The organism is Wolbachia endosymbiont (group B) of Schoenobius gigantella (assembly GCF_964031005.1).
Taxonomy (GTDB): Bacteria; Pseudomonadota; Alphaproteobacteria; order Rickettsiales; family Anaplasmataceae; genus Wolbachia; species Wolbachia pipientis.
The window spans coordinates 11,827-24,910 of record NZ_OZ035002.1; the positions used below are offsets into that span (position 1 = coordinate 11,827).

The 13,084-nt window shown below is 34.4% G+C and carries 8 protein-coding genes, 1 tRNA gene and 1 pseudogene; 3 read left to right on the forward strand and 7 right to left on the reverse strand.

The genetic code is table 11. The features are described 5' to 3' along the window. Window position 1: 1 nt before the first annotated feature. Entirely contained in the window at window positions 2-3,388 is a 3,387-nt protein-coding gene (locus ACQH2O_RS00050; protein WP_264374274.1) for a peptidase M2, read from the reverse strand. 277 nt (window positions 3,389-3,665) lie between these two features. On the opposite strand from ACQH2O_RS00050, the gene ACQH2O_RS00055 reads away from it, so the two are divergent. The 3 genes and pseudogenes from ACQH2O_RS00055 (at window position 3,666) to ACQH2O_RS00065 (ending at window position 6,590) form a co-directional block, all read left to right on the forward strand. Then, a tRNA-Val gene (locus ACQH2O_RS00055) sits at window positions 3,666-3,738 on the forward strand. Window positions 3,739-3,764: 26 nt separating this feature from the next. Beyond that, on the forward strand, window positions 3,765-4,661 hold the full coding sequence (locus ACQH2O_RS00060; protein WP_006280506.1) for a cation diffusion facilitator family transporter: 897 nt from the start codon (window positions 3,765-3,767) through the stop codon (window positions 4,659-4,661). Between the two features lie 52 nt (window positions 4,662-4,713). Continuing rightward, window positions 4,714-6,590: pseudogene (locus tag ACQH2O_RS00065) on the forward strand (hypothetical protein). Here ACQH2O_RS00065 and plsY read toward each other — a convergent pair. The 6 genes from plsY to recA all read right to left on the reverse strand — a co-directional run bounded on the left by plsY (window position 6,581) and on the right by recA (window position 12,720). Further along, window positions 6,581-7,159: a glycerol-3-phosphate 1-O-acyltransferase PlsY gene (plsY, locus tag ACQH2O_RS00070; RefSeq protein WP_010963004.1), complete on the reverse strand. Its 579-nt coding sequence runs from the start codon at window positions 7,157-7,159 to the stop codon at window positions 6,581-6,583. The pseudogene ACQH2O_RS00065 and the gene plsY overlap by 10 nt on opposite strands. A 12-nt stretch (window positions 7,160-7,171) precedes the next feature. Beyond that, window positions 7,172-8,638 carry an alanine/glycine:cation symporter family protein gene (locus ACQH2O_RS00075; protein ID WP_425385188.1) on the reverse strand — a complete coding sequence of 489 codons (1,467 nt, stop codon included), beginning with the start codon at window positions 8,636-8,638 and terminating at the stop codon, window positions 7,172-7,174. Between the two features lies 1 nt (window position 8,639). Then, window positions 8,640-9,983, reverse strand: coding sequence for an alanine/glycine:cation symporter family protein (locus ACQH2O_RS00080; RefSeq protein WP_038199325.1), 1,344 nt, complete (start codon window positions 9,981-9,983; stop codon window positions 8,640-8,642). Window positions 9,984-10,005: 22 nt separating this feature from the next. After that, a complete protein-coding gene (locus ACQH2O_RS00085) occupies window positions 10,006-10,776 on the reverse strand; it encodes a CDP-alcohol phosphatidyltransferase family protein (RefSeq protein WP_010963007.1) in 771 nt (256 codons plus the stop codon). Then, window positions 10,773-11,465, reverse strand: a complete 693-nt coding sequence (locus ACQH2O_RS00090) for a phosphatidylserine decarboxylase (protein WP_007548750.1) — start codon at window positions 11,463-11,465, stop codon at window positions 10,773-10,775. The genes ACQH2O_RS00085 and ACQH2O_RS00090 overlap by 4 nt, the downstream gene beginning before the upstream one ends. Before the next feature lie 187 nt (window positions 11,466-11,652). Next, window positions 11,653-12,720: a recombinase RecA gene (gene recA, locus ACQH2O_RS00095; protein WP_010963008.1), complete on the reverse strand. Its 1,068-nt coding sequence runs from the start codon at window positions 12,718-12,720 to the stop codon at window positions 11,653-11,655. Window positions 12,721-13,084: the final 364 nt, after the last annotated feature.

Below are 13,084 nucleotides of genomic sequence, written 5' to 3' on the forward strand. Positions count from 1 at the left end.
ATTAGATATAGGCCGAGTTGTGGTCGTGATAAATGTGATCGCTTGCGCAATCGAACATTTTCACAAAACCATTCTCTAGATAAAGATTATATTCGTGATGTTGATCTGATAATACAATATTATCTTGCTCCCCTGAATTGAAATGACTTGAATCTGACAGCAATTCGTAATTTGGATTATCTATTTTACTAATGCTGTTTATTACTTTGCCATTACCACTTGATATAGCTAAACTATAACTATCACCATCCTTCATTATCTTGATGGACACCTTATCTTCAGGTAACACTATAAGCTTCTTTGTGCCACTATCGTGGATTACGAATTTGCCTTTTTCAAAATAGTATTTGTCTTCCGGCAAAGCACCAACCTTATAATCTGATGTGTGCAGTTTGTTCCAAAAATCTAACACAGATTGCTTTTCTGCTCCTTCCGCTCTATCATACAAGGCTTTCACATCATTATAATTTATCGTTACATTTGCCTTATGCTTCCCTTCTGAGTCCTGCTCGTAGCTCTTTTCTATTTTGAGAATTGTGTCTTTTAATACTACCTGTTCTTGCTCTTTCTCCTCCACTGAAGCTGACCTTTTTGCCCTTGTTGGAATTTGTGGCTGATCAGACTGCATTTCACTATTGTCGTTTGATGCAGTTTTCTCTTCAGCAGCTTGTGCAACAACATTAGTAGTACTATGAACTTCTGTCTTAGTTTCACTTACTTGCCCTTTTGGACTTTCGGTTTGTTTCTCTTTTGTAAATATTCTCTGATAGTCCGTGTAGCCTCTATTAGTATCACCGATATCGCCACTGCCTTGATCAAAAGTTATTTTTTTACTTCCATTTCCCATATCTTCAATTTCAACTTGAGGAGAAACAGATGCTAGGAAATCGTTATAACTGTAGTTGTAGTCAGCAGAAAAGAATATTTTCCCTTTGAAATTGTGAAAGTTATTAGACAACATTCCAATTTCTTCATCACCATCAAACAATTTTACTTTAGTGAAATATGTTTGATCTTTTATTCTAACTATTTCACCGCTGGAGTTTCTTTGTATGTGATAATCATTTGGGTCGTACTTTATAGCAAAAAGTTTGCCAGAGCCATATTTCTCTAAGTTTATAAGGCCCACATTTACATGTTTATGGGAATAATCTCTCTTTTCATATTCATGTGCAAATATTGGATCTATATATCTATATTCGTCTGATATATTTGGCATACCTACTGGATGTTCATTCCCATCTTTCGTCACCGGAACAAGCTTATATGCTCCGTCTTTTTCCACTAATTTTAGGTGAGTAATACTTTGTGGTAGTTGAAACCTTACGTTTGCTCCATGGTCATGAATAAATAGATCACCTTTCTCGGTAATATAAAAGCCCATATTTTTAAATTCATGTAAGCGCTCGTCTCCTTGCTTTACGACAGCTTCATATACATCATCGTCTGTCCTATCTGTTCCCTTATTATCCAGTAATTTTCCTTTTTCCACGATTACTCCATTTGCCTTTTGCTCATCAGAATATTGTGCATGTTCTGAATCCTGATGATTCAAAATTTTGGTACCTCTAAGAAGCAGAGAATCTAAATCTTTTTGGATGTGTCCAGTGCTAGGATGCAACAATTCATTTTCATGTAAATGCGCTTCATCAAAGTATTCATCGCGTTCAACTGTTCTGCCATCTATTAGGGAAGCTTTATAATGACCATTTTCTTTTGTAACTGCCATGTAAGCACCGCCTTCGTATGAAACATTTAAGTTGTGCAATATATCCTCAAAAACGAAAGTTTCTTTAGTTTGGCCTTCAACTTGCTTAAAAAATCCTGATTCGCTCAATAATTCTCCAAGCTTTGTATTTCCGTCATATATAGACAGTGCACCCATATCTCCTTGACCATGAGCTTGCATAGAAAAAATCTTACCTTCTTGTAGATCAATATGATTTGTACCTCTTATCAAGTTTGAATCGATGTTGATCATCTCTCCTAACATCTTTTCTACGTCGATGTTCTTAGTCGCTTTTACTTGTTCTAAGCCAGTGTTTATGGTTTTATCAAGTAAGGTACTTTTTAATTCCTCATATTTGGAGGGAATTGAATAATATTTGTCTGAATACTCTTCGTAAGAAATCTTCCCTTCGCTATATTCTTTATTTATCTTGGGATATTCCATTTGCCTCTGCTCATCCAGATTTTTTAATGCATCATCATAAGCTTTCTTTAAATTTTCATCATACTTTGATAGCATTCTAAAAGCCTGATTTTTATACTCTAGACTGTTTCGGTACTCATTACCTTGTTGGTCAGAGTAAGTTAGTTTATCCTGTCCATCGGAAGTTTTTACTACCTTGAGGAAATGATATTCCTTTGATATATCAAGTGTATCATTTGTTGCCCTATTTATAGCACGAGCAACATCATAAAATGCAACGTGTTCTACAGGAGAAAAACTTCCAACGTTTTCTCCATCCATTTTTTCTATATTTGCTTTATAGTAGGATACGTTTTTAATTTCTCCACCCACTATTTCTTGACCAATTGCTATGAAATCTCCTTTTGTAACTTGCAAAGCGTTGAGATGTTCCATTGCAGTTTCTGTATCATTCTCAGCAAGCCAACTTTTGAAGTCAGTATCGTGTCCTTTTATGTCTTTCAAGAAACTTTTTGACTCATCTGAGTTACCTTGACGTAAAGCATCTAGGTAGTCTCTTAATAAACTAGGATCTTTTTCCTGTAAGTACATTATCAACGCATGACCTGTTTTATAAACCAAGCTATTTGCTTCGCTGTCCTTTGAGTATTCTAAACTTAAAATTTTATCTAAATCCAAATTTGCAGCTTCAGTTTTGTCGATACTTGATCCTTGAGAATTGAATTTATGATCTGAATGATGCTCAAAGTAGTCTGCAATTCCTTCCATTAATACTGTAGGTAAAGATTTGCCTCCTGTAGCCAAGTAAGTTAAACCATGTGCAAATTCATGCTGAAGGTTATGAATGCCACCTTGCTGGTAGACGTACATTTCAGCAAAAACGTCAGCTTTCCCTTTGTAGTAACATTTACCACCTTCGTCTCCAAGGTAAGAACCGAAACGCTCGCTTCCGCCAAGGTGAGTGTAATCATCCTTGTCATCAAACATGTAAATTTTAAATGTTTGTTCTGAACTGCCGCGTTCTAACTCGAATGCGTTTTTAAAATTAGTAGCTGTTTCTCTTATCTCACTTTCAATGTTAGCAACTTTACTTGCTCTTAAATTGTGAGAATAAACCTCTACTTTAATATTTAAATCTTCAACTTCTATAACATGTGGCGAATTAAACCCTTTGCCGTTATTGTTGAAATATTCTGCTTTAGTTATATTTTTATTTACTTGTTGACTAATTGTCATAATTTTAACCTCTAATTTGCTGATCTTTCAATATCAAGCATAAAGTAATTTCCCTAAAAAAAACGTAAATCCCTGTATTAATATAATTTATATCTTAATAAATAAAGTATAGATAGTTAACTTAATAAATAAAGTATAGATAGTTAACTTAATATGTAAAATTTAGAATATGGCTGAAATTCTATACAGCTATATTCCGGAATCACATTGGACAAGGACAAAAGCAAAGTGGTTTATTGACTTTCATTCCACCAAAGCACTATACTAAAACCACGATGGGTAATTAGCTCAGTTGGTAGAGCACTTGCTTGACGTGCAAGCGGTCGCTGGTTCGAACCCAGTGTTACCCACGTTTTTGTTTATGAAAAGATTTTATATGACAGCAGTGCATAACGGTAAACACTCAGCAGCGCAGTCCAAGCGCTTAATCTATTCCATAATAATAGTTGCGATAACAATGTTTATGGAAATAGTAGGTGGAATAATTTCACATTCGCTTGCTCTATTATCAGATGCAGGGCATATGCTCACTGACCTCTTTGCCTTGGTTTTAAGCTGGTTAGCACATAGGTTTTCAGCTAAGAAATCCGATTTGCAGAGATCATACGGATATCATCGGTTGCAGATAATTGCAGCATTTGTTAATGGTTTAACTCTATTCCTCATTGCAGTAATCATTATAATTGAGTCAATAAAGAGGTTTATTTTTCCAGTCAATGTTGAGTGGAAAGTAATGTTAATAATTGCTACACTCGGTCTTGTCTCTAACATAATAGTCTTTTTTATATTACATAGTAAATGCGAGAGCAATATAAACATAAAAAGTGCTGTACTACACGTTATAGGAGATATTTTAGGTTCTGTAGCTGCTATACTTGCATCTATAATTATCATGCTTACTGGATGGCAAATAGTAGATCCAATCTTATCAGTATTTGTTAGTGTGATAATTCTAAATAGCGGCTATAAAATTCTCAAAAATTCTTGCCATATACTCCTTGAAGGTACGCCTGAGGGTATATCTGCTGAAGAGATAAAAAGTAAGATCACATCAGAATTACCTGAAGTGATAGATGTGCACCACATACATACATGGTCGCTGTCTGATAATTATTTTATAATTACCATGCATGCTAAAATAAAGCAAAATGTGCAGCACACCAATGTTTTATATGAAATAAAAAAAATATTGCTAGATAAGTTCGAGATAGCACACTCTACAGTCGAGATCGAATACGATGAGTGTGCGGATAATAAGATACTTAAACATTGACGTTTTAAATTATTATGCTATTACTAGAGTGTAATGATGTTGAAGGTAAGCTATGATAGGTATTTCTCAAATACAATTTCCTTCAAAGGATTCTAGTAAGCTAAAATTTGTTAGCTACTTTGGAGCTTTTGTCTCGTTAAGCATTATCACTAATCCTGTTAATGTTCTTTTTTCTCTTGGTACTATGTTCTTCAGGTCTGAAATTAAAACTCTTTATATCTACAAAGAAATAAAAACGGCAAAACAGCAAAAAATGAGCAAAAGGGAATATTGGGAAATATTTTTTAAAAACAATACAATCAAGGTAGCAGCCTTCCTCTTGTTTTCTGCTTTCATAACATATCTAACTTTCACTACCACTTTCTTGCTTATTTCGTTACTGGGAACTATACCACTTACAATGCTATTAATTTTATTGCAGAGTGAACTAAGGCCAAAAGATTTTAACCCATTTACGCTGCTTAAAGCTTCTATAAATTTCTTTTTGGAAGGTATAAAAGAGAATTTACGTGGTATGGTTAATAGTTTTGATGTTAAGCTTGAACATTTACTGCCCCATCAATTAAATGATGATATCATTAAAAATATTGATAAATTAAAAGGTAAGTATAGTGAACAAGTACCTGAAGACGTAATCAAAAATGATGAATATATTCAATTCATTGGATATATAAACAATTCATATGAGTTTAGTGATGAGGATAAAGGAAGAGTAATTGCATTTTTAGATGACTTTTGCAAAGATGATCAAAAGCATAGCTCCGGCTTTACAGGTGGGCAGGTTCTGCTTTTAGTTTTAAGGGCTTGCAATGATGGAGACGGAGAAGCCGTTAAGAGTAAAAAGGATGCATTGATTTCTAATTTAATTGATAGCCAAACTTTCTCTAGAAAAGAGCGAATTCCTAACACTTGCTTCACCGGTATTATCTATAGAATGTTAAGCACGCTAGAGGGTATTCATCCTGATCCAGAAATTAGATTACTCCCCCAAGGGAAATGTTGCTCTCAGAAGCACAAAATAAAGCACGTGAGTTTATGTTAGACAGGTTAAAAAACAAGAAAAACAATAAAGAAATTCTTAAGGCTTGGTATGACGTTCAAAATGGTTATGAAGACGATGAAAGTCAAAAAATAGTTGATGATTTTATTTCAGAAGTAAGTATTCCTTTAATGAGAAAATTATTGAGTATTACTTCTCAATATAGTGAACAAATTGTGCTGACGTTAATGAAAAATATTAGCTCTATAAAGTTAAATAAATTACAATGTTGTGAGCTGGTTCAGCACATGAGAAATAAACTGCAGGAGCATGATTTAGATGACCAAGAAAGTTTACTCGAAAACATCGGAAAAAAAGTATTCTTAGAGCTATTAAATCGAGATCTACTCGAGACAGATTTTTCTCTCAAGGATTCATCTTTGGATGGAGCTAAGAGAATAGCTAATAAGATAATAGAAGAAGAAGTAGCAGAATTTAAATTAAAGGCTGAGAAGACTATTGAAGGTCAGATAATTAGCATGTTAGATGGGTTAAGAATGCTCCCAAGAGAAAAAAGATGTTATAGGGTATATGTAGAACTCAGTAAAAATAACGAAAATGATAAGGAAAAAATAAAGAAAATTTTGCAAGAAAGGTTAAAAGTAACAAAAGCAGCAATGGATGAAATGTTAAAAAAAGGAGCTTCACATAAGCTAGAGTTAGAAATTGAAAGTGTATATGAAGGAAATAAAGATCACGTTACTCAACTTTATGAAAAAATAAGAGAAACAAAAAAGGAATTCATTGAAGATGGTCTTTTAACACCTCAAGAAGTAGAGAATATAACAAAAGCAAAAATCATAGACTTAAACAAAGAGGACAAAATCATACCGTCAAGCAATTTGTCTCGTAGTTTAAGTGTCAATAATTTGGCAGTACATTATCTATAAAATTTATACTCTTTACCTTGCAGAAGATTCACAATATTTCTGTGGTGTTTTAGGAAGACCAGTGCTCCTATAATTAGTAATGTTAAGAACAAATTCCTCTGAAAAAAAAAGGACCATGCTACAGCCGTTGAAGTAGCACTGAGTGAAGCAAGGGAAGAGTATCTAAAGGCAAGAAAGACTATTATCCAAATTATTACGAATACTAAAGTAATATCGATGTTAAATGCTATCAGTATCCCTAGAGTGGTTGCAACGCCCTTTCCTCCACTGAATTTTAGCCAAATAGGAAACATGTGTCCTAAAACTGCTAAAATTGCAGATACATATATATAAAAATCGTTATTATCACAAAATTGTTGTGCTATATAAACGGCAATAAATCCCTTAAAGGAATCCAGAAATAATGCCAAAGCAGCAAGAAATTTATTTCCCGTCCTTGCAACGTTTGTAGCACCAATGTTTCCTGAACCTACTTCTCTTAAGTTTATCCCTTTTATTCTTGTAATGATTAAGCTAAACGGTATTGAACCGAGTATGTAGGACAGTATAAGGACTACATACTTTTCCATTATACCAAGAACCTAATTAATTTTATTATTCCTCAGCCTTTTTAGGTAGCACTGAACTTCATCGTTAATCTGATTACTAAACAGTATAAGCGCTGTCATGTTGATGAGAGCTAAACAAGAGAATAAAGTTCCACCGATATTGGCAATAGCCATTATATCTTTAGAAAGACCAGAGAAAAACGCCACAATTATTACCGCTATGCGGTATATCACTATACTTTTTGCACCGAATAAATATAGCCACCCCATTTCACAACAATATACAAACGAAATTACTGAAGAAAATGCAAACAAAGGAGCAGCTACTGTTAGAAGGATAGGAAACCATGGAGAAACTGTCTCAAATGCTTTGTGAGTAATTAATATTCCCTCACCAACACCTGTTTGGTATGCACCTGTTATTACTATTGTTATTCCTGTTAAACAGCAAATTAACATTGTGTCAAAGCATGGTTCTATCATAGCGACTAGTCCAGTTCTTACTGGTTCTTCATCTTTAGTTGTTGCATGAGTAATTGAAGCAGAACCAACACCTGCTTCGCTGGCAAAGATTGCCCTTTGAATTCCAGCAACAAATGCTCCTACCATCCCTCCGCCAACAGCATTGAAATCTATCATAGTGGAAAATAATATTTTCAACGTATAACCAAGGTTATGAATATTAAATGCAATAATAATAATACAACTCAAGATATATATAAGTGATATAATAGGCACTAGTGCAGAAGATACTCTAGCTATCCTTTTAATTCCGCCAATAATCACTAGAGCAAGCAGCGCAGAAATTATGGAAGAAAGAAACCAAGAGTGACCATCTACCCAACTTGAATAGCCAGATAATATTGAAACCATTTGGTTGGTTTGAAACGCTACACTTCCACCAAGACCTGATAATACAAAGAATACTGCATACATGGCAGCCAGCACAATACCAAGTTTTTTAAATCCAAATTCCTCCAGACCATTCCTTATATACTGAAAGGGACCACTAAACAATTGGTCCTGATCTTCTGTTCTATGTCTAAACGCCAACGTTACCTCAGCAAATTTTGCTGACATACCAAAAAAACCTGTAATCATCATCCAAGGCACCGCTCCTGGTCCACCCATTGAAACTGCAATTGCGACTCCAGCAACAGTTCCAAGGCCTACTGTGCTTGAAAGTGCAGTCATAAATGCCTGAAAATGCGTAATATGACCATCATGGTGATTCGTGTCATATTTTCCACATAAAATAGCAAACGCATGCTTAAACATTCTTATGTTGAGAAATCCAAAACGTAATGTTAGAAACACATAACCAAAAACTAGTAGAAGGATTATAAATGGCACGTAAAGGATCTTGAAAAACAGTACTTCATTCATGAAGTTATTTATTCCATTCAACACAGCGTCATAACTTTCGTAAAAACCTGAAGCAGCGTACACATCATTAAACAATAGGCAAAATAACACCATACAAAGCAATCTATAAATCATGTTAATACCCTTTAGAATTGTAATAAGAATCTATTGTATTCAAAACTTCCCTTCTTAGTAGATATATTGCAACAGCATTTGGAATCATAAGGCACATAAACAAACTGTCACCTAGATAAGATATAAATTCTATATTCTTTGACATACAGCTGATATACACTGAAACCACTATAAGAATTTGGAACGGTATCAGTATTTTTTTACTACCAAATAAATACAGCAAAGCAACTTCACAATAGTAACAATAAGCTATTATTGTGGAAAATGCAAAGGAAAACATCATTAGCGGAAAAACTAACTTGCTGAACAAGGGCAAAGCTGTTGAAAATATCGAACTAATTAGTGTAATATCACCCACGTTATCAGTGCTATGCATACCAGTGATAATTATCACAATACCAGTCAAAAATGAGATTAATATTGTGTCTATAAGTGGTGCAATCATTGCAACGCACCCAACTTTAATTGGATCTTCTTCTTTTACAGCTGAATGTGCTATAGCTGCTGTTCCGGTACCTGCTTCGTTAGCAAACACTGATCTTCTCACTCCGGCTATTAATCCGCTCAATACTCCGCTTCCTATAGCTGATTTATTGAAGATATCTTGGAATATTATGGATAGAGCATTCAGCAAATTACTTCCGTTTACATAAATTAAATATATACACATACCCACATATAGCACTATCATAATTGGTGCTAAGCTCGTTGAAACGAAAGCAATGCGCTTTATTCCTCCCAATATTACAATAAAGACAAGCAGGGATATAATAATGGATGCGTTGTATTCTAGGAGGTTATTTGATAGTGCTGCTATTTGATTTGCTTGAAATGGTATACCGCCCAAAATCATTGCAATAAGTAGCATAATCGCATAAGTGAAGGCAAGAAATCTACCAGTTTTTGCAAATCCAATTTTTGCAAGCCCGTACTTCATGTAATAAAAAGCCCCGCCAGTTGTATTTTCAGAGCGATAAGTAAATGCAAGCACCACCTCGGCAAACTTTATCGACATACCAAGTATTCCGGTAATTACCATCCAAAAAACTGCACTTGGGCCCCCTATTGTGATAGCTATTGCAACTCCTGATATTGTTCCAAGACCAACTGTTCCTGAAATTACTGTTGCAAACGCTTGAATATGAGTGATTATGCCATTGTTGCTGTTATTACACTTTAGATTGAATAGCGTCTGTATTCCATATTTAAGTAACCTAAAGTTAATGAATTTGAACTGGGCAGTACAAAAGATTCCAGTTGCAATTACCCAAATAATTATAAATGGAATGTTGAATATCTTTATATACAGAAATGAATTTAATAGTTCACTTATCTTCAAAATCATGCAGTTTTCTATTTTTTGTTAGCTAACGAGTTTTATATGTAAAATATATGTAAAACCCGATGCTTATTGGAATAGTAAGTGTATACACTATACCTAAAATTGGTAGAGTCATCCAGGGCTTACTGATGAAAAATACAATAAGTACTCCAAAAAATGACACAAATATATAGGATAGGCTTTTGGGAATATAAATATATTTTGCAGAGAAAGTTGGAATGTGACTTATCGAAAAAAATGAAATGGCCAGAAAGTAACAAGCTACGTTTCTTGTGTTAAAAAATCGCTCTATGAGAAGTAAGTATTCACTCTCATGAGATTGAAAGGTAATAATTATTGGTAACAAAGAAAGTAAAGCACACACTGGAGCTGGAACACCAGAAAAGAAAAATTTTTCCCAGTATGGTTGTTCTGAGTGTAGCGAAACATTAAATCTTGCAAGTCTTATTGATATGCAGATTACGTATATCATTACTAAAATCCAACCTATGACTTTGATTTCGTTTAGCTTCCAAAAATACAAAAGAAATGCAGGCGCTGCACCAAAATTTAGAAAATCTGCAAAAGAATCAAGCTGGGCTCCAAAATCGCTAGTTGATTTTAGAATTCTAGCTATTCTGCCATCCATTCCATCTATTATTGCTGCAATGATGATAAAAATTACTGAGAATTCCCATTGTTCATTAAATGTAAATTTAAGTGAAGTGAGACCAGAACATAAACCCAATAAAGTTATAAAGTTTGGGAATAATTTAGTAATAGGTAAGAATCTACTGTTACTTCCCTCGTTATTCATATAACGTCAAAAGTAAGCTTCTCTTGAACGTTTTCCTTATTTAAGTTTGCTATAATTGTTTCACCACCAATAACAGTTTGCCCTTCTGAAACTCTGACTTCTGTATCAGCAGGAACATAGATATTCACTCTACTGCCAAACCTTATAATTCCAAACCTTTCACCTGCTTTTACGTTCTGGGATATTCCTAAATTACAAACGATACGACGTGCAATTAATCCAGCTATTTGCTCCACAATAATTTCTTTCCCCTTTTCGTATTCAATTACAATAACCTGCTTTTCATTTTCATTACTAGACCTATTGCTCATTGCGGATACAAACTTGCCTTTTTTATAACTCATTTCCTTTATCGTACCAGATATTGGTATACGGTTCACATGGACGTTCAAAACACTTAAAAATATGCTAACAAGCGTAAACTTCTTCTCCTCTCCGTTTTCTGCTGATAAAGGATAATTAACTTCTTCAATTTTTGAAATCACACCATCAGCAGGACTTAATATAAGATTCTTATTGTTTGGCACAGCTCTTGCTGGATCACGAAAGAAATAAGTACACAATAATGTCGGAAACAAGCACGTAACGCCAAACCCCCAAGATATAGAGAATGCTATACACGTTACTATAAAGGAAACTACTATAAATGAATAACCTTCCCTGTTTATATTAGGTAAACCAAAACACATAATCTTATTAACAATAACCTATTGTTAACAATTTATCATTTATAATTTCTCATGAAAAGCTTTTTTTAACTGCTTCAGCAAAGTCTTTTTGATACAAGGTAACATTACAGATTGTTATATTAGCACATAGAATTACCGTCATACTGTAACAACCCGTCCAACACAAAATCTAATGCCTAAGTTTAGATCAGAAAACTGATTCTTCTAAAAGTTGCTCACTATCCTCGTCTATTATGATAGAATTATCATGATTTCTGAGTAAATCTCTGATTTTCGTTTCTATTTCATTTGCGACTTCTTTGTTTGTTTTTAGGTAAGTTTTTACATTCTCTCTTCCTTGCCCAAGACGTGTGTTGTTATATGAATAGTAAGCGCCTGCTTTTTCAAGCACACCAAGCTTTGCTCCCATATCTATTATTTCTCCGAGTTTTGATATACCTTCATTGTACATTATATCAAATTTCGCTTCTCTAAATGGAGGAGCAACTTTATTTTTTACAACTTTAACTCTTGTTTCATTACCTGTAATATTTTCTTTGTCTTTTATTACACCAACTTTTCTTATATCAAGCCTTACAGAAGTATAGAATTTTAATGCATTTCCACCCGTGGTAGTTTCAGGATTTCCATACACTACTCCTATTTTCATACGAATTTGATTAATAAATATCAATATACAGTTCGCTTTTGAAACGGCAGAGGTTAGTTTCCGTAGCCCATGACTTAGAAGCCTTGCTTGCAGCCCCATATGTTGATCACCCATATCACCTTCAATTTCAGCTCTTGGAGTTAATGCTGCGACAGAGTCAATAACTATCACATCAACCGCACCAGAACACACTAAATACTCAACAATATGCAACGCCTGCTCTCCAGTGTCTGGTTGTGAAATCACTAAATCATCAGTGCTTACCCCAAGTTTACGAGCATATAAGACATCCAATGCATGTTCTGCATCGATAAATGCGCATGATCCTCCTTTTTTTTGTGCTTCAGCAATCACGTGCAAGGCAAGAGTGGTTTTACCAGAACTCTCGGGGCCAAATATTTCAATTATACGCCCTTTTGGCAGACCTCCAACACCTAGAGCCGAATCAAGCGCAATTGATCCTGTGGATATTGTGTCTATTTTTTCTACAGGGTTTTGCTTCAACTTCATTATTGCACCTTTACCGAATGCTTTTTCAATCTGGCTTATTGCGTTATCTAGCGCTTTTTGTTTATCACTATTTCTTTCTTCTGGGTTACTTGCCATAGATCATTTATTAATTTATATAATTCTCTATGATAATCAAACGCGAATAACCTGCCAAGGTTTTTCTAGTATTTATGTATTATTTCAATGAAAAATATTAACGTTTTCATAAAGCAGATATTTGTTTGCCTTCGTTAGTAACACACTATACTTTAGTGTACGAACGTTGCAATTTGCAGCATAGCAGGTGGTGTCATCCAAGTAGCCAACACTGAAATGACTAAATTCGAAATGGCTACATGAATTTATTGTAAATTACTACCGTATAAGGTGCGATGCAACAAAGCCATTCCAGTGTCAGCTACTTGAATGACACCTCTTAGATGGGTCAGCTACTCAGATCTGCCATGAAAACTGCAACCCT

Bases quoted from the DNA above. Each gene is read 5' to 3' on its own strand.
- ACQH2O_RS00080 (WP_038199325.1), bottom strand. From the start codon at position 9,983: ATGATTTTGAAGATAAGTGAACTATTAAATTCATTTCTGTATATAAAG.
- plsY (WP_010963004.1), bottom strand. From the start codon at position 7,159: ATGGAAAAGTATGTAGTCCTTATACTGTCCTACATACTCGGTTCAATA.
- ACQH2O_RS00050 (WP_264374274.1), bottom strand. From the start codon at position 3,388: ATGACAATTAGTCAACAAGTAAATAAAAATATAACTAAAGCAGAATAT.
- recA (WP_010963008.1), bottom strand. From the start codon at position 12,720: ATGGCAAGTAACCCAGAAGAAAGAAATAGTGATAAACAAAAAGCGCTA.
- ACQH2O_RS00060 (WP_006280506.1), top strand. From the start codon at position 3,765: ATGACAGCAGTGCATAACGGTAAACACTCAGCAGCGCAGTCCAAGCGC.
- ACQH2O_RS00090 (WP_007548750.1), bottom strand. From the start codon at position 11,465: ATGTGTTTTGGTTTACCTAATATAAACAGGGAAGGTTATTCATTTATA.
- ACQH2O_RS00075 (WP_425385188.1), bottom strand. From the start codon at position 8,638: ATGATTTATAGATTGCTTTGTATGGTGTTATTTTGCCTATTGTTTAAT.
- ACQH2O_RS00085 (WP_010963007.1), bottom strand. From the start codon at position 10,776: ATGAATAACGAGGGAAGTAACAGTAGATTCTTACCTATTACTAAATTA.